We start from the raw sequence: 15,949 nt of genomic DNA, 5'->3' as shown, positions 1-15,949 counted from the left end.
GGTGTCATTCACCGGCGCAGGATCGGTGAACTTGCGCCTGAAGCAAAAGACGGGCGCATCCCGCATCCAGCTAGACAGGCAAACGAAAAACGTGACTTTCACCGAACTCAATATCGACCAGGACATGGTCGAGGCTCTCGCCGCCAAGGGCATTCTCGAGCCGTTCCCCATTCAGACCCAGACGATCCCCCTCGCCCTCAGCGGCCAGGACATCATCGGCCAGGCCAAGACCGGTACCGGTAAGACGCTCGGCTTCGGCCTCCCGCTGATCCAACGCCTGGGCCTGAACCCCGAGCCCGGCGTGCAGGCGCTCGTCGTCGTGCCCACCCGCGAACTGTGCGTGCAGGTCAGTGAAGACCTCGAGCTCGCCGCGGGCAACCGCGGCACCACCATCGTCTCCATCTACGGCGGCAAGGCCTATGAAGGCCAGATCGAGCAGCTCAAGGCCGGCGCACAGATCGTCGTCGGCACCCCCGGTCGCCTGCTCGACCTGGCCAGCCAGCGCCTGCTCAGCCTCGCCAACGTGCGCGAGATGGTGCTCGACGAGGCCGACAAGATGCTCGACCTCGGCTTCCTCTCCGACATCGAGAAGCTGTTCTCGCAGACCCCGTCCACCCGTCACACGATGCTGTTCTCGGCCACCATGCCGGGCCCGATCGTGGCGCTGGCCCGCCGGTTCATGACCAAGCCCATCCACATCCGCGCGAGCGATCCCGACGAGGGCCTCATGCAGGCCAACATCGAGCACCTGGTGTACCGGGCGCACAACATGGACAAGGACGAGGTCATCGGCCGCATCCTGATGGCAGAGGGCCGCGGCAAGACCGTGATCTTCACCCGCACCAAGCGGGCCGCCGCCAAGCTGGTCGAAGAGCTCGGCGACCGTGGCTTCAACGCGACCGCCGTGCACGGCGACCTCAACCAGGAGCAGCGCGAGCGCGCCATGGCGTCGTTCAAGGCCGGCAAGAAGGACATCCTGATCGCCACGGATGTTGCCGCGCGCGGCATCGACGTCGACGACGTCACCCACGTGATCAACCACACCATCCCCGAAGACGAGAAGGCCTACCTGCACCGCGTGGGCCGCACCGGCCGCGCCGGCAAGACCGGCATCGCGGTCACCTTCGTGGACTGGGACGACATGCCCAAGTGGACCCTGATCAACAAGGCCCTCGACTTCGGCACCCCCGAGCCGCAGGAGACCTACTCCTCGTCCCCGCACCTCTACACCGACCTGAACATCCCCGCCGGGGCGAAGGGCCGTCTGCGTGCGACCCCGATCAAGGAGATCGTGCCCGGCGCCGCATCCGGCCGCGACACCAACCGCGGCGGCCGCAGCGACAGCCGCTCCGGCGGTCGTTCCGACGGCGGACGTTCTGGCGCTGCCCGTTCCGCCGACCAGGCGCCCCGCACCCGGGTGCGCGTGAGTTCGAGCACCAACCCGGATGCCCCCGCGGCCACCCCGGCCGCTGGCACCCACGACGGCGGCGGCGCCGAGCACCACGACGGCAACAGCGCACCGCGCCGACGCAGCCGCACTCGCCGTCGCTCGCCGCAGGGTCCCACGGCGTAACCAACCCGCGCGCGCCGTCCGCGTTCATGTGCACGAATGTGCCCCTTCAGCGCCCGGGAAGGGGCAGCTGGCCCCAACTCGCGTTGGGTCGGCACTACGCTCGCGTCATGGACATCCATTTTGCGGCCGGGAGCTGACCCGATGCGCCTCTGGGCTCTCATCCCGGCTCTCGGCGTCGTCGCCCTCCTCGCCGGGTGCAGCGTCTCACCGTTCAACGTGCTCAGCGACGAGCAGCGCATCGACCTGCGCGACGGCGCGAGTGCCTACCAGCAGGAGGTCCTGGCGGACCTCGTCGTCGACGAGACGGAGTACCGCCAAGCGGCGGACGACTGGCACAGGTGTCTCAATTCCTCGGGCGCCGAACCGTCCGCTGTAACGACGAACGGTATTGAGCTCACCGTCGACTACACCATCGAGGCAGCCACCGACGTGGCCGTCGCATCCATTCAGACCGTTGCGGATGCCTGCCTGCCGGAGTACTTCGACGCCGTCGGCCGGGTCTGGGTCTCGCAAGGCATCAGACTCGGCTGAGCAGTCGCCTCCAGGCCACCTCTCGGCCGAGCCGATCTAGACGGCGACCGACACCCGGCGGGTCAGGCGGCAGGTCAGACAGCGAAGACCGGCTCCGAACCGCGGCCCTCGGCGATGATGCGGTCGAGCACCTCGGGGGTCGTGGTGTTCTCGCCCAGACGGTTCAGCTTGCCCTCGCCGTGATAGTCGCTGGAGCCGGTGATCGCCAGATTGTACTTCTCGGCGAGCATGGTGAGCCTGGCGGTGGCCTCCGGCTTGTTCTCCCGGTGCCGCAGCTCCAGGCCGAACAGGCCGGCGTCCACGAGCGCTGCCAGCCGGCTCTCGGCCATCACGTCGGCCACGCCGCGGGTGGCCGGATGCGCGATCACGGGCACTCCCCCGGCCGCCCGCACCAGAGCCACTGCACGGAGCGGGTCGGGCGCGTAGTGCGACTGGAAGTAACCGGCGTCCCAGTGCAGGATCCCGGCGAACGCCTCACTGCGGGTGAGCGCGAGCCCGTTGGCCACCAAGGCGTCGGCGATGTGCGGCCGGCCCACGGTGCCGCCGTGGGTGGTCTGGGCGAGCACATCGTTCCAGGTGAGTTCGTAGTCGGCGCCGATGCGGGCCACCATCTGCTCGGCACGGGTGAGCCGAGCCTTCCGGATATGCGCCGTCTCGGCCACGATCCCGGCATCCGACGGGTCGAACAGGTAGGCCAACAGGTGGATGCTGGTGTGGCCGACCCTGGTGCTGAATTCCATCCCGGGGATCAGGCTGATACCGGCCGCCCTGGCGGCGACGGATGCCTCCGACCAGCCCGCAGTCGAGTCGTGGTCGGTCAGCGCCACGGTCCCGAGCCCGGCGTCCGCTGCGGCGCGGACGAGCTGCGACGGGGTCTCCGTACCGTCGGAAACACTGGAGTGGGTGTGCAGGTCGATCGGACCCGTGGAACGCCGTTCGACTGCCATTCCCCCATGCTAGTTGGCGCGGGAATACACGCTTGTCGCCTACAGTGTCTCATCTATGTTCTCCTTCCTTTTCCGCGCCGTCGTCGGGCTCGCAACCCTGGCCATCCTCACCGTTCTGGCCTGGCCGGCACTGGTCGGCCTGCAGAACACCTGGGTCGTCGCGCACGCCGCGTCCTTCCGCGGCCTGGCGGTGGCGGTCGCGATCGCCCTCGTGGCGGTGCTGGGAATTCTGCTGCTGGTGGCCCGGCCGCTGCGCGGCACCACCGCCCTGCTGATGGTGCTCCTGGTCGCGTTCGGCGCGGTCAACACCGGCATCCTGCTGCACCGTGGTGTAGGCACGGATGCCACAGGCACGGCGGATGCGGCGGGCACCGCCGACACCGCCTCGTCCGGCCTGGCCGCCGATGACCCTGCCGCCTCGCTCACGGTGCTGAGCTGGAACACCCTCGGCGACGCGCCCGGCGCCGACGCCATCGCCGAACTCGCGCTGGCCGAAGAGGCCGACGTGCTCACCTTGCCGGAGACCACCGAGGAAACCGGGGTCCTCATCGCCGAGGCCATGCGCGCCGCCGGGCGGCCGATGTGGGTGCACACGGTCTCGTTCGACCTGATCTCCAAGGCCAGGTCGACGACGCTTCTGATCAGCCCGGACCTCGGCGACTACACGGTCACCTCCGCCGAGGGCTCCGGCCCGCCCGGCAACACCAATGTGCTGCCCACCGTGATCGCGGCGCCCGTAGACGGCGCCGGTCCCACGATCATCGCCGTGCACGCCGTCGCACCGATCCAGTGGGAAATGGCCAACTGGCGCTCGGACCTGGACTGGCTCGCCGGGCAGTGCACCGGCGGGGCCTCCGGTACCGACGGCGTGATCATGGCGGGAGACTTCAACGCCACGGTCGATCACTTCGCCGGCCGGGCCGTCAGCGACGACGCCGTCCTCGGCGACTGCCGGGATGCCGCTCTGCTGGCCGGCTCCGGCGCGGTGGGCACCTGGCCGACCTGGGCGCCCACCCTGCTCGGCACACCCATCGACCACGTGCTCGCCACGCCCAACTGGCAGGTCGAGAGCATGCACGTTATCGGCACCGAGGACACGGCGGGCAGTGACCACCGCCCCATAGCCGCCACCCTGTCGGCCGTCGGCTGATTCGAATCCGAACGCCGCCTGAGAGCACCCGGCCGGCCGAGTGGGACAATGGAGGAATGGCTGACTCCACCGACACCGCTCCCGCACCTGCCCCCGCCGCCCGGACGAACGAGAACCGCTCGACCACGCCCGGCTCCGAAGGGTTCAAGGAGTACATCTCCAGTGGCTGGGCCGACCGCTCCGAAGACGTGCCGCCCGCCCGCGAGCAGGCCCCGTTCGCGGCCGCCCGGCGCGACCGTCTCTCCGAGCGCTACCTCGGCCGCCGCCTGATCGTCCCGGCCGGCCGGCTCAAGCAGCGCGCCAACGACACCGACTACCCGTTCCGCGCCCACTCCGCGTTCGCGCACCTCACCGGGTGGGGCAGCGACGCCGAGCCCGGCGCGGTCCTGGTCTTCGAACCGACGGCCACCGGCCACGAGGCCACCGTCTACTTCCGGGAACGTGCCGGCCGCGACTCCGACGAGTTCTACGCCAATTCCGAGATCGGTGAATTCTGGATCGGCCCGCGGCCCTCCATCGCCCAGGTCGCCGGTGACCTCGGGGTTGCCGTGCGCGGTATCGACGACTTCGCCGCGGTGCTCCGCCGGGTCGACAGCGAAACCCTGCTCGTTCGCGAAGCCGACCCGTTCCTCACCGGCCAGGTCGACGACGCGCGGCTCCGCAACGCCGCCGAGCGGATGCTCACCACGAACGCGGCGGACGCCCCGTTCAGCGTCGAAATCAACGGCGAACACGACGCGGATGCGCAACTGGCCCGCGACCTGTCCGAGTTGCGCCTCGTCAAGGACGCCTACGAGATCGGCCAGATGCGCCTCGCCGTGGCGGCCACCGCCCGCGGCTTCGAAGACGTCATCCGTGACCTGCCCCGTTCCAGCACCCACGCGCGCGGCGAACGACTGGTCGAGGGCGTCTTCAACACCCGCGCCCGCGTCGACGGCAACACCGTCGGCTACGACACCATCGCGGCCTCCGGCCCGCACGCCTGTATCCTGCACTGGACCCGCAACGATGGCCCGGTCCTGCCCGGCGACGTCATGCTGCTGGACGCCGGTGTTGAGGTGGACAGTTACTACACCGCCGACATCACCCGCACCCTGCCGATCGACGGAACCTTCAGCGACGTGCAGCGACGGGTCTACGACGCCGTGCGCGAAGCCGCCGACGCCGCGTTCCTTGTGGCCCGCCCCGGCGCCATCTTCCGGGAGGTGCACGCCGCCGCGATGGCCGTGATCGCCCGGCACACCGCCGACTGGGGGATGCTACCGGTCACCGCCGAGGAGGCGCTGCAGCCGGAAAACGGCCAGCACCGCCGCTACATGGTGCACGGCACCAGCCACCACCTCGGCCTCGACGTGCACGACTGCGCGCAGGCCCGCCGCGACATGTATATGGACGGTGTGATCGAGGCAGGCATGGTCTTCACCATCGAGCCCGGCCTGTACTTCCAGCCGGACGACCTCACCGTGCCCGCCGAGTACCGGGGCATCGGCGTGCGCATCGAAGACGACATCCTGATCACTGAGACCGGCGCCGAGAACCTCTCCGCCGGTATCCCCCGCGAGTCCGCAGCACTAGAGGCCTGGATGGCGGCCCTGCAGGCCTAGTCACCCGGCCGCTCAACAGAGCTGACAGGCGGGGAGAGGGGCCGGCGCGCTGTCAGCGGGCGGAGTCGACCGGGCCGGAGACCGGCGGCTGCGGGTCCGACGGTCCGGCGGCGGGCGGCGCGGAAACCGGCGGGGCCGGCTGGCCGTACGCAGGCGGCGCGGTGGGCTGATCGGTCGGCGGGGCAACCGGCTCCGGCGCTGAGCGCGGCGGGTCGGACGGGTGCGGGGCCGCCGCGGCCGCGGGCTCGGGCTCGGCCCGACCGGCGAGCAGGTTGCGGGCCTTGTTCAGCAGCTCCACGTTCACGATCACCTGGTAGTTGCCCGCGATCACCTGCATGGTCGAGGTGAAGTCCTTGCGCCGACGATTCACGGCGTAGCTGACCAGGCCGAACAGCATGCCGAACCCGGCACCCATCAGCACGGCGGCGAACACGAACGGCAAGCCGGCGCCGTCGGGCGAGAAGATGAAGAACAACAGGCCGAAGAACACACCGAGCCAGGCACCGGATGCCGCGCCGGCCAGCGCCACCCGGCTCCAGGTGAGCTTGCCGGTGACACGCTCGACCGTCTTGAGGTCGTTGCCCAGAATCGACAGCTGCTTCACCGGGAAATCCGCCTTGGCGAGAACATCCACGGCCAGCTGGGCTTCGTTGTAGGTCTCGTACGTGGCCACGACCTCACCCTTGGGCAGAACGGGATACAGTGCAGCGGCTGCACGACGGCCGAATGGGCTCTGATTGGTCATGCAGCCATTCTTTCACGCCCACCGGGAATCGCCGATGAGCTTACTGTGCATCCGTTGGGAGAATGGCCCGATGATCAGCCAAACGATTGCGCCGTCGACCGGGGTACAGCGGAACCGGAGGTTCACGTCCGCCGCATCCGTCACTGCCGTCGTGGAGCCCGCACAAGCTAAGTTATAGGTGTGGTGAACACCAGAGTCTTCGTCGCCCGGCTGGCCGGGTGCAATGTCTTCGACCCCGCGGGCGACCGCGTGGGCAAGGTTCGCGATGTGCTCGTGGTCTACCGAAAAGACGACCCGCCCCGCGTCGTCGGCCTGATCGTCGAGATTCCCGGCAAGCGCCGGGTGTTCGTCTCGATCGGCCGAGTCACCAGCATCGGCAGCGGCCAGATCATCACGACCGGGCTGATCAACGTGCGCCGGTTCGAGCAGCGCGGCGGCGAGGTGCGCGTGATCGCGGAGATGCTCGGCCGCAGGGTCGCGTTCAACGACGGTTCAGGCGAAGCCAGCATCGAAGACGTCGCGATCGAGGAATCCGCCCAGGGCGACTGGGCGATCAGCCAACTGTTCGTGCGTCGGCCCAAGACGAACTCCTCGCTTTTCACCAAGGGCGCGACCGCATTCGCGACCTGGTCGGAGGTCTACGAGAAGGTCACCGCAGGCGAGGCCCAGTCGGCCGAGCAGCTCATCGCCACGTACTCGGACATGAAGCCGGCCGACCTCGCGAACACCCTGCTCGACCTGCCGCGCCAGCGCATGTTCGAGGTGGCGGAGGAGCTTCCAGACGGCCGCCTCGCCGACGTGCTCGAGGAGATGCCCGAAAGTGAACAGGTGGGCATCCTCACCCGGCTCGGCGACTCCCGCGCCGCCGAGGTGCTCGACCACATGCAGCCCGACGACGCGGCCGACCTCATCGCGCAGTTGCCAGAGGAACGCGGCGAGCACCTGCTCGATCTGATGGAGCCCGAAGAGGCCGACGACGTCAGGTTCCTGCTCTCCTACGCCCCCGACACCGCCGGTGGCCTGATGACCACCGAGCCGATCATCGTCTCCGCCGACGCCACCGTCGCCGAGGGCCTGGCCCTGATCCGCCGGCACGACCTCGCACCGGCCCTCGGAGCGGCGATCTGCGTCACCCTGCCGCCCTACGAACCGCCCACCGGCCGGTTCCTGGGCATGGTGCACTTCCAACGGATGCTGCGCTACCCGCCGCACGAGCGGCTGGGCACCCTGCTGGACCTCGGCCTTGAACCCGTCACCGCGGACACCTCGGCGGCCGAAGTCAGCCGCATCCTCGCCAGCTACGACCTGGTCTCTGTGCCCGTGGTCGACGAGAACCACCGACTCGTCGGGGTGGTGACGATTGATGACGTGCTCGACTACCTGCTGCCCGACGACTGGCGAAGTCACGACGACGGCGACGAGGTGCGTAAACGTGCCACGGCGAGAACCCAGCTTATGACCGGAAGTATCCCCCTGCCAGGACGGAGGCACGGCAATGGCCCGCGCTAGCAAGAGCGAGCTCCGCCTCGACACCCCCAAGGGGCTGCGCACCACCAATCTGGTCGGGCGGAAGCGCGGCGGGCGCTCCAACGACAGGTTCGGCCGGTTCACCGAGGCGATCGCCCGCGGCATGGGCACACCGTGGTTCCTGCTGGGCCTGTCCGCCCTCGTGGTCTTCTGGATCGCCTGGAACACCCTCGCCCCCGGGGGCCTGCGCTTCGACTCCATCGAGCTGGGCTTCATCGCCCTCACCCTGGTGCTGTCGTTGCAGGCGTCCTACGCCGCCCCGCTGATCCTGCTCGCGCAGAACCGGCAGGATGACCGTGACCGGGTGCAGTTCGAACAGGACCGCCAGCGCGCCGAACGTAATCTGGCCGACACCGAGTACCTCGCCCGTGAGGTCGTGGCGCTGCGCCTGGGCATGAAGGACCTCGCCTCCAAGGACTTCCTGCGCGCCGAGCTGCGCGCCCTGCTCGACAACCTCGACCAGCGTGACGAGCAGGAACGCCGGGAACGCGAAGCCGCCAGGGACCGGGACAGCCGGGAGCTGGAAAGCAGCGAACGCGAAGCCAGTCCTCGCACCGCACCAGGTTCACCCGGTTGACTGAGAATCGGGTGCGCGCCGCCCTCGCCCGCGTCATCGACCCGGAGATCCGCAAGCCGATCACCGACCTCGACATGGTCTCCGGCGTCGAGATGGACGCCGACGGCGGCGCCACAGTGAACATCCGCCTGACCATCGCCGGCTGCCCGGCCGCAACCCGGATCGAAACCGATGTGCGCGAAGCCACCGAGTCCGTCGTCGGGGCGGGCCTGGCCCGCGTGGTGGTGTCGGTGATGACTGTGGAGCAGCGCCGTGTCATGACCGAGAAGCTCCGCGGCGGCCAGGGCGCACGCACCCTGCAGTTCTCTCCCGAGTCGCTCACCCAGATCTACGCGATCACCAGCGGCAAGGGCGGCGTGGGCAAGTCCACCGTCACCGCCAACCTGGCCGTCGCTCTGGCCGCCAAGGGGCTGCGGGTGGGCATCGTCGACGCCGACGTATACGGCTTCTCGATCCCCGGCCTGCTCGGCCTGATCACCCCGCCGGCGACACCGGGCGGCCAGCCCGGCATGGTCAAGCCCACCCAGGTGGGCGACATGATCCTGCCGCCGATCGGCTTCGACGTGAAGGTCATCTCGATCGGCATGTTCGTCGACGACACCTCGGTGGCCGTCGCCTGGCGCGGCCCGATGCTGCACCGCACCATCACCCAGTTCCTCACCGAGGTGTACTTCGGTGACCTCGACATCCTGTTGCTCGACCTGCCGCCGGGCACCGGCGACATCGCCATCTCGGTGGGCCAGCTGTTGCCGCACGCCGAGGTGATCGTGGTGACCACCCCGCAGCCGGCCGCGTCCGACATCTCCGAGCGAAGCGGCGCCGTGGCCAGGCAGACCGGCCAGAAGATCTACGGCGTGATCGAGAACATGTCCGGGCTGATGCAGCCGGACGGCACCCTGCTGGAGATCTTCGGCGCCGGCGGCGGTGCCGAGGTTGCCGCCAGGCTCTCGGCCGGCCAGGACAGCCCCGTGCCCCTGCTCGGTCAGGTGCCGCTGTCCGTGGCGCTTCGCACCGGCGGCGACACCGGCCTGCCCGTGGTGCTCGGCGACCCGGCCGACCCCGCCGCCGCCGCCATCCAGGCCATCGCCGGCACCCTGGCCACCAGGGGCCGCGGCCTGGCCGGGCTGAGCCTCGGCATCAGCCCACGCTGACCCCTCCGGCCGGCCGGCCGACGCCCCGTGCGAGCGGGCCGTCGGCAAGCGTGTCTAAACTGACGGGCATGACTGCGCCGACGCTTTTCGCACTGCCCTCCACACGTGCGTTCACCACCGCCCTGACCCGCGACATCCGAGCCACGACGGGCGAAACCGTCAGCGTGATCGCCCCGTTCACCGGCCAGGCGCTGCACGCCCTGCCGGTGAGCAGCCCCGGCGACGTGGCGGATGCCTACTCCCGCGCCCGCCTCGCCCAGATCGGCTGGGCGCGGGCCGGTTTCGCGCACCGGCGGGCGGTGCTGCTGCGCGCCCACGACCTGCTGCTTTCCCGCCGCGAGGCGCTGCTGGACACCCTGCAGACCGAGACCGGCAAGACCCGGGGCCAGGCCTTCGAGGAGATCTTCCAGGCCGCCGGCGTCACCAGGTACAACGCTCTGGCGGCCCGCCGGGTGCTCGGCGGCGAATCACGCCGGTCCGGCCTGCCGCTGATGGTCACCACCCGGGTGCGCTACCGGCCCAAGGGCGTCGCCGGCGTCATCACCCCCTGGAACTTCCCGTTGAGCCTGGCCGCGATGGATGTGGTGCCCGCGCTGGCCGCCGGCTGCGGGGTTGTGCAGAAGGCCGACAACCAGGGTGCGCTGAGCATCCTGCTGCTGCGCCGCGCCTTCATCGACGCCGGCGTGCCCGCCGACCTGTGGGCCGTCGTGACCGGCACCGGTGCCGTGATCGGGGAGGCCGTGACGGCCGGGGCCGACTACGTGTGCTTCACCGGGTCAACGCCCACCGGGCTCCGCGTGGGCGCCCAGGCCGCGAGCACCCTCACCGGGGCGTCGCTCGAGCTGGGCGGCAAGAACCCGATGATCGTGCTCGACGACGTCGACCCGCACCGCGCCGCCGCCCAGGCCGCGTACGCCTGTTTCTCCTCGCTGGGCCAGCTGTGCGTGTCGATCGAGCGCATCTACGTGCAGCGCGGCGTGCACGAGCAGTTCCTGCGCGAATTCGTCACGGTCACCCGCGCGCTGATCCTCGGTTCAGCACTGGACTACAGCACGGATGTGGGCTCGCTCACGTCGCAGGCGCAGCTGACGCGGGTCACTGAGCACGTCTCCGACGCGCTCGCCCACGGTGCCACCGTGCAAGCCGGCGGCCGCGCCAGGCCGGAACTCGGCCCGTACTTCTTCGAACCGACCATCCTCACCGGGGTCACGCCCGGCATGCTCTGCTACGCGGGCGAGACCTTCGGCCCGGTGGTGGCGGTCTCGGTCGTCGACACCGAGCAGGAGGCCATCCTTGCCGCCAACGACAGCGACTTCGGGCTGAACGCGTCGGTGCTCAGCGGATCCGCCCGGCGCGGCCTGCGGGTCGCCGGCTCGCTCGAGGCCGGCAGCGTCAACGTCAACGAGGGCTACCGCGGCTCGTTTTCCGCCGTGGACGCCCCCATGGGCGGGGTGAAGGACTCCGGCCTCGGCCGGCGAAACGGTCCGGAGGGGCTCAAGCGGTTCGTGAACCCGGTCACGATCTCTCGGGCCACCGGGGTGCTCGGGCTGCCGGCCACCGGGCTGGAATTCGGGCGTTTGGTGACCCCGATGCTGCTGCTGGCCCGCGCCCTCAAGGCAGCCAGGCGGCGTTAGCTAGTTGTTGCCGTCGTTGCCCGTGACGTGCACGGCGTAGCCCCAGCAGCCGGCATCCGCCCAGTGGTAGTACTCGCCGCCTCCGGTGTCTCCGGACAGCGCCAGGGTGAATCCGGCCTGCAGGGCCGGGTCGATGTCGCCCACGTGGGTGAAGGACACGCCGGAGAAGCTGCCGTTCGTCTCGGAGACCACGGCCTGCCAGTCGAAGCCTGCCTCGGCCATGCACTGGGTGACGAGGCCGTAGAAGTACTCCCGCTGGGCGATGGTGCTGGGAATCGCGTCGGGGTCGGCTATGCGCACCTCGTCGACGTTGCCGTCCCCCTCGACGCCGCTGTCCGCTGCGACGTCCTCAGGCTCGGCCGCGGCCGGGGTCGACGGCGGAGCCGGCGCCGAGGTCGCCGATGCTTCGGGCGCCGGCTCGGGGGCCGGAGCCGACGGCGTGGGTACCGCGCTCGTTCCGGCGCCGTCCGCGCTCTCTCCTGCCGTGCTGGTGCCGGCGGGCTGCCCCTGTTCAGCGGCATACGCGGTGGCTCCCACCGCGAGCACGGCGACGGCAGCAACAACGGCCACCATCGATACGCGGTTTCGTGACGCACTCATTCGACACCCTTCCCCCGCCGGCCGGCACTGGGCACAGGGTCAACGTGACCCCAGGCTACTCCCGCCGCTCGGGCACCCCGGCGGGGTCCCCCCGTCCGGGCTCCACACTCGGGCTAGGTCGCCTCGGAATCGAACGGTGCCGGACCGGTCAGGGCGCCCTCGCGGGCGCGCTTCCGCTGCAGGTAGGCGCTGTCGGGGTTCGGCCCGGTGCGGCCGACAACGGCGGACTGACCCTTCACGGGCTCGTCCTCGATCAGGGCTTCCCGGATGATGCGGCGCGGGTCATACTGACGCGGGTCGAGCTTCTTCCAGTCGACGTCGTCGAATTCCGGACCCATCTCGTCCTTCATCCGGTCCTTGGCCCCGTTGGCCATGTCCCGCAGCTGGCGCACCAGCCGGCCGAGTTGGGCCGCGTAGTGCGGCAACTTCTCCGGTCCGAGCAGGAAGACGGCGATGATCCCGATAAGCAGGAGTTTCTCGAACGTCAGACCGAACATGCCCTCAGAATATCCCCCCGGCGAGGCATCCCCGAACCAGGGGCCGCACGATTGTAGTCTTGACCTAATCATCTACTGGAGTTGCGGAATGTCTGACAAAGATCTGAATTGGAAATTCGCCGACGACTCGGTGGTGGAGAGCGACGCCCTGGCGCGGGCCAGGCAGCAGTCCCTCGAACTCGGCATCGACGCCATCGCGCCCTCGGTGGGCGCGCAGTCCGCCGTCATCGCCGCGGCGACCGGCGCCCGCAGCATCCTCGAGGTCGGCACCGGAGCTGGCGTGTCCGGCATCTGGCTGCTCACCGGCGCCCCGGGCGCCACCCTCACCTCGATCGACATCGAGGTCGACCACCTGCAGCACGCCAAGGCCAACTTCCACGAGGCGGGCATCCCCACCAACCGGGTGCGCCTCATCACCGGCCGCGCCGCCGAGGTGCTGCCGCGCATGAACGAGAACTCCTACGACGTCGTGTTCGTGGATGCCGACCCGCAGTCGGTCATCGAGTACGTCGAGCACGGCCTGCGCCTGGCCCGGCCGGGCGGCACCGTTTTGGTGGCGCACGCGCTCTGGCGCGGCCGGGTGGCCGACCCCGTGCAACGTGACGAGGTCGCCACCGGCTTCCGCACCCTGCTCAACGAGATCGCCTCCTCCAAGGCCGTGATCAGCGCGCTCTCCCCCGTCGGCGACGGCCTGCTGCAGATCACCAAGCTGCGCGCGTAGCCGCATCCGGATACAGCAATCGGCTGTGCGGAGAACCGCACAGCCGATCAGCTCAAAACTTGTCTTACAGAATCACTACACGGCCGGGGCGACAACGCCGGCGAGCGCATCGTGAAGCTCTTTGGCTTCAGCGTCGTTCACAGAGACGACGAGCCGACCCCCACCTTCGAGCGGTACACGCACGATGATCAGGCGCCCCTCCTTTACAGCCTCCATTGGTCCGTCTCCGGTCCGTGGCTTCATGGCCGCCATGAACTCCCCTTCCATTCGTAGTCTGTACTCCTATTATCGACCATTCGGCCGTCAGACAGTAATTAGGGCGGTGTCCAATCGGCTCCGTCCACGCCCCAGCAGAGCAAAAGCCAGCCCCATTGGCCGCAGATCAGCACCAGTGTGACCACAACGCGGTACACGGCGTGTCGCGGCCGGGCGAGCGCACCGACCAGCAGGAACATCGGCATCAGCAACCTGAATACGCTCGATTGCGGGAAGAACACCGCCAGCAGGTAGAGCGCGTACGACACCACCCAGAGCCGCAGGTCCACGCCGAGGCTCTTCACCGCCGGCGAGAATATCACCAGGGTGAAGACGATCACCAGCGCGAGCACTGCGGCGATGCCCAACGGCGCCCCGAGCCACCAGATTCCGCTCTGGAACCAGGCCGCGAACGGTACCAGCTCCTGATAGCCGATGTACGCGCTTCGCCAGGCCAGTTCGGTGTCGGTGTACGCGGTGATCGACCCGGTCACCAGCCAGGCGATCCCCGGCCAGGCCAGGCCCATCACCCCGCTGAACACGGCCACGGCCGACGCGGTGAGAGCTTCTGGCACCGGGAACGGGTCACGGGCGCGGCTGTACCAGCGGCAACCGACGTGCAGGGCCAGGAACAGGGCGAACGCCAGACCGCTGGGCCGGGTCAGGGCCATCACCGCGATCACGGGAACCAGCAGCAGGTAGCGCCGCTGAAGCACCAGCAACAGGGCCAGGGTGAGCAGCAGCAGGTGCATCGACTCGGCGTAGCCGAACTGCAGCAGCGGTGACAGCGGGGCGACGCAGAACAGCAGCACCGAGAACAGCGCCGTCGACTGCGGCTGTACCCGCCGCATCAGCTTGAAGAACAACAGCGCCGTGCCCAGGCTGCAGACCACGGAGACGAACACCGCCACCGGCGCCCAGGGCGCCCCGGTGAACAGCATCAGAACGCGCACCACCGCCGGGTAACCCGGCATGAACGCCCAGGCGTTCTCGCCGACATGGCCGTCGGCGGTGACCGGCAACACCGACGGATAGCCGCCGACACCCACGATGTTGTACCAGAGGCCATCCCACATGGTCGCGAACGCCGTGTAGCCGGGCTGGGCCGTCGTCCAGACGTTCGGCCCCTGCAGGCCGGCCAGCACCAGCACCAGCGAGGTGGTCACCAGCCTGGAGGCCAGCCAGATGACGATGACCTTCAGCCACCACGGCACCAGCCGATACCGGGCCCGCCAGCCTGACGGCAGGGCGCCAGAGGCACCTCGGCGAGCAGGCAGGGCCGGTGAGCGGGTGGACGCCATGGGTCAACCGATGGGCGCGGTCAGCCAGGCGCGTAGGGCATCCTCGCAGTCGGTGATCTGGGTCAGCGCCACCCGTTCGTCGTCGGCGTGCGCCTTGAGCGGGTCGCCAGGGCCGTAGTTGACGGCGGGGATGCCCAGGGCCGAGAACCTGGCGACATCCGTCCAGCCGTACTTCGGGCGCGGTTCGGCGCCGACGGCCTCGAGGAACTTCAGCGCGAGCGGGGCGTCCAGGCCGGGGCGGGCGCCCTCGGCGAGGTCCACCACGGTGAGGTCGAAGCCGGCGAACAGCTCCTCCAGGTGTGCCACGGCTTCGGCGGCGGTGCGGCTGGGTGCGAACCTGTAGTTCACGTGCACCATGCACTCGTCGGGGATGACATTGCCGGCGATGCCGCCGCTGATCCCCACGGCGTTCAGGCCCTCCCGGTAGACCAGCCCCTCAACCTCGACCTCGCGCGGTGTGTACGCGGCGAGGATGTCGAGGATCGGGGCGGCCTTGTGGATGGCGTTGTCGCCCACCCAGGCGCGGGCGGAGTGCGCCCGCTTGCCGAAGGTGCGTACCTCGATGCGAACGTTACCATTGCAGCCGCCCTCGACCTGGCTGTTGCTCGGCTCTCCCAGGATGGCGAAGTCGCCCTGGAACAGGTCTGGCCGATTGGCGGCGAGGCGGCCGAGGCCGTTCAGGTCGGCGTTGACCTCTTCGTGGTCGTACCACATCCAGGTCACGTCGACGCTGGTGTCCACGAGCTCGGCGGCCAGCTTGAGTTGCACGGCGACGCCGGCCTTCATGTCCACGGTGCCGCGACCCCAGAGGTAGTCCACGTCGCCCAGGGTCTCGAATCTGGTCGGCAGGTTCTCGTTCAACGGCACTGTATCGATGTGCCCGGCGATCACGACGCGTTGGGCCCGACCCAGGTTGGTGCGGGCGACGATCGTGTCGCCATCCCGGATCACCTCGAGGTGCTCGGCCCCGGCCAGCGCCGCCTCGATCGCATCGGCGAGCGGGGTCTCGTTGCCCGACACCGACTCCACATCGCACAGCACACGGGTGAGCTCGATCGACGACACGGTTAGGTCGAGGGCGGGAACGGACGGGTCTGCAGAGTGGTCTGCGGCGAGGTCTGAGGGCACCCTACTAA

16 protein-coding genes are annotated in these 15,949 nt (G+C 69.5%); 9 read left to right on the top strand and 7 right to left on the bottom strand.

Annotation, left to right across the window (positions count from 1 at the left end; translation table 11 throughout):
• The first annotated feature begins 91 nt into the window (after positions 1–91).
• Together BJQ95_RS05355 and BJQ95_RS05350 are read left to right on the top strand one after the other, a co-directional pair.
• Positions 92–1,573 carry a DEAD/DEAH box helicase gene (locus BJQ95_RS05355; protein WP_130178208.1) on the top strand — a complete coding sequence of 494 codons (1,482 nt, stop codon included), beginning with the start codon at positions 92–94 and terminating at the stop codon, positions 1,571–1,573.
• 141 nt (positions 1,574–1,714) lie between these two features.
• Positions 1,715–2,104 carry a hypothetical protein gene (locus tag BJQ95_RS05350; RefSeq protein ID WP_130178207.1) on the top strand — a complete coding sequence of 130 codons (390 nt, stop codon included), beginning with the start codon at positions 1,715–1,717 and terminating at the stop codon, positions 2,102–2,104.
• Between the two features lie 74 nt (positions 2,105–2,178).
• On the opposite strand, the gene BJQ95_RS05345 is transcribed toward BJQ95_RS05350, so the two are convergent.
• Positions 2,179–3,051, bottom strand: a complete 873-nt coding sequence (locus BJQ95_RS05345; RefSeq protein WP_130178206.1) for a PHP domain-containing protein — start codon at positions 3,049–3,051, stop codon at positions 2,179–2,181.
• A gap of 55 nt (positions 3,052–3,106) precedes the next feature.
• On the opposite strand from BJQ95_RS05345, the gene BJQ95_RS05340 reads away from it, so the two are divergent.
• Together BJQ95_RS05340 and BJQ95_RS05335 are read left to right on the top strand one after the other, a co-directional pair.
• Positions 3,107–4,201 carry an endonuclease/exonuclease/phosphatase family protein gene (locus BJQ95_RS05340; RefSeq protein WP_256041535.1) on the top strand — a complete coding sequence of 365 codons (1,095 nt, stop codon included), beginning with the start codon at positions 3,107–3,109 and terminating at the stop codon, positions 4,199–4,201.
• A gap of 56 nt (positions 4,202–4,257) precedes the next feature.
• A complete protein-coding gene (locus BJQ95_RS05335) occupies positions 4,258–5,805 on the top strand; it encodes an aminopeptidase P family protein (RefSeq protein WP_130178205.1) in 1,548 nt (515 codons plus the stop codon).
• A 52-nt stretch (positions 5,806–5,857) separates the two neighbouring features.
• Here BJQ95_RS05335 and BJQ95_RS05330 read toward each other — a convergent pair whose 3' ends face one another.
• The gene (locus BJQ95_RS05330; protein ID WP_130178204.1) at positions 5,858–6,550 is read right to left on the bottom strand and encodes a general stress protein; all 693 of its coding nucleotides are present in this window, start codon (positions 6,548–6,550) and stop codon (positions 5,858–5,860) included.
• Positions 6,551–6,730: 180 nt separating this feature from the next.
• Here BJQ95_RS05330 and BJQ95_RS05325 point away from each other — a divergent pair, with 180 nt between their 5' ends.
• From BJQ95_RS05325 to BJQ95_RS05310, 4 genes are all read left to right on the top strand, one after another.
• Positions 6,731–8,059: a magnesium transporter MgtE N-terminal domain-containing protein gene (locus BJQ95_RS05325; RefSeq protein WP_130178203.1), complete on the top strand. Its 1,329-nt coding sequence runs from the start codon at positions 6,731–6,733 to the stop codon at positions 8,057–8,059.
• Positions 8,046–8,654: a DUF1003 domain-containing protein gene (locus BJQ95_RS05320; RefSeq protein WP_130178202.1), complete on the top strand. Its 609-nt coding sequence runs from the start codon at positions 8,046–8,048 to the stop codon at positions 8,652–8,654. Before BJQ95_RS05325 ends, BJQ95_RS05320 begins: the two co-directional genes overlap by 14 nt.
• A complete protein-coding gene (locus BJQ95_RS05315; protein WP_240694799.1) occupies positions 8,651–9,805 on the top strand; it encodes a P-loop NTPase in 1,155 nt (384 codons plus the stop codon). Before BJQ95_RS05320 ends, BJQ95_RS05315 begins: the two co-directional genes overlap by 4 nt.
• Positions 9,806–9,873: 68 nt before the next feature.
• Positions 9,874–11,439, top strand: coding sequence for a succinic semialdehyde dehydrogenase (locus BJQ95_RS05310; protein WP_256041534.1), 1,566 nt, complete (start codon positions 9,874–9,876; stop codon positions 11,437–11,439).
• Here the strand turns inward: BJQ95_RS05310 and BJQ95_RS05305 are convergent, their stop codons facing one another.
• Together BJQ95_RS05305 and BJQ95_RS05300 are read right to left on the bottom strand one after the other, a co-directional pair.
• Positions 11,440–12,039 (bottom strand): hypothetical protein, encoded by a 600-nt coding sequence (locus tag BJQ95_RS05305; protein WP_130178201.1) that lies wholly within the window; start codon positions 12,037–12,039, stop codon positions 11,440–11,442.
• Between the two features lie 113 nt (positions 12,040–12,152).
• Positions 12,153–12,536, bottom strand: a complete 384-nt coding sequence (locus BJQ95_RS05300) for a twin-arginine translocase TatA/TatE family subunit (protein ID WP_130178200.1) — start codon at positions 12,534–12,536, stop codon at positions 12,153–12,155.
• 88 nt (positions 12,537–12,624) lie between these two features.
• Here BJQ95_RS05300 and BJQ95_RS05295 point away from each other — a divergent pair, with 88 nt between their 5' ends.
• Positions 12,625–13,257, top strand: coding sequence for an O-methyltransferase (locus BJQ95_RS05295; protein WP_130178199.1), 633 nt, complete (start codon positions 12,625–12,627; stop codon positions 13,255–13,257).
• A 75-nt stretch (positions 13,258–13,332) separates the two neighbouring features.
• Here the strand turns inward: BJQ95_RS05295 and BJQ95_RS05290 are convergent, their stop codons facing one another.
• The 3 genes from BJQ95_RS05290 to dapE all read right to left on the bottom strand — a co-directional run bounded on the left by BJQ95_RS05290 (position 13,333) and on the right by dapE (position 15,941).
• Positions 13,333–13,509 carry a DUF3117 domain-containing protein gene (locus BJQ95_RS05290; RefSeq protein WP_088457918.1) on the bottom strand — a complete coding sequence of 59 codons (177 nt, stop codon included), beginning with the start codon at positions 13,507–13,509 and terminating at the stop codon, positions 13,333–13,335.
• 62 nt (positions 13,510–13,571) lie between these two features.
• On the bottom strand, positions 13,572–14,813 hold the full coding sequence (locus BJQ95_RS05285; RefSeq protein WP_240694798.1) for a hypothetical protein: 1,242 nt from the start codon (positions 14,811–14,813) through the stop codon (positions 13,572–13,574).
• A 3-nt stretch (positions 14,814–14,816) separates the two neighbouring features.
• On the bottom strand, positions 14,817–15,941 hold the full coding sequence (gene dapE, locus BJQ95_RS05280; protein WP_130178198.1) for a succinyl-diaminopimelate desuccinylase: 1,125 nt from the start codon (positions 15,939–15,941) through the stop codon (positions 14,817–14,819).
• Positions 15,942–15,949 lie beyond the last annotated feature (8 nt).

This window comes from Cryobacterium sp. SO1, from assembly GCF_004210215.2.
Classification (GTDB): Bacteria; Actinomycetota; Actinomycetes; order Actinomycetales; family Microbacteriaceae; genus Cryobacterium.
Note: the sequence above shows the minus strand (reverse complement) of the source record. Positions and strands in the feature narration are given on the sequence as shown.

Bases quoted from the DNA above. Each gene is read 5' to 3' on its own strand.
- BJQ95_RS05300 (WP_130178200.1), bottom strand. From the start codon at position 12,536: ATGTTCGGTCTGACGTTCGAGAAACTCCTGCTTATCGGGATCATCGCC.
- BJQ95_RS05295 (WP_130178199.1), top strand. From the start codon at position 12,625: ATGTCTGACAAAGATCTGAATTGGAAATTCGCCGACGACTCGGTGGTG.
- BJQ95_RS05290 (WP_088457918.1), bottom strand. From the start codon at position 13,509: ATGGCGGCCATGAAGCCACGGACCGGAGACGGACCAATGGAGGCTGTA.
- BJQ95_RS05335 (WP_130178205.1), top strand. From the start codon at position 4,258: ATGGCTGACTCCACCGACACCGCTCCCGCACCTGCCCCCGCCGCCCGG.
- BJQ95_RS05320 (WP_130178202.1), top strand. From the start codon at position 8,046: ATGGCCCGCGCTAGCAAGAGCGAGCTCCGCCTCGACACCCCCAAGGGG.
- BJQ95_RS05285 (WP_240694798.1), bottom strand. From the start codon at position 14,813: ATGGCGTCCACCCGCTCACCGGCCCTGCCTGCTCGCCGAGGTGCCTCT.
- BJQ95_RS05340 (WP_256041535.1), top strand. From the start codon at position 3,107: ATGTTCTCCTTCCTTTTCCGCGCCGTCGTCGGGCTCGCAACCCTGGCC.
- BJQ95_RS05345 (WP_130178206.1), bottom strand. From the start codon at position 3,051: ATGGCAGTCGAACGGCGTTCCACGGGTCCGATCGACCTGCACACCCAC.
- BJQ95_RS05310 (WP_256041534.1), top strand. From the start codon at position 9,874: ATGACTGCGCCGACGCTTTTCGCACTGCCCTCCACACGTGCGTTCACC.
- BJQ95_RS05330 (WP_130178204.1), bottom strand. From the start codon at position 6,550: ATGACCAATCAGAGCCCATTCGGCCGTCGTGCAGCCGCTGCACTGTAT.
- BJQ95_RS05305 (WP_130178201.1), bottom strand. From the start codon at position 12,039: ATGAGTGCGTCACGAAACCGCGTATCGATGGTGGCCGTTGTTGCTGCC.
- BJQ95_RS05350 (WP_130178207.1), top strand. From the start codon at position 1,715: ATGCGCCTCTGGGCTCTCATCCCGGCTCTCGGCGTCGTCGCCCTCCTC.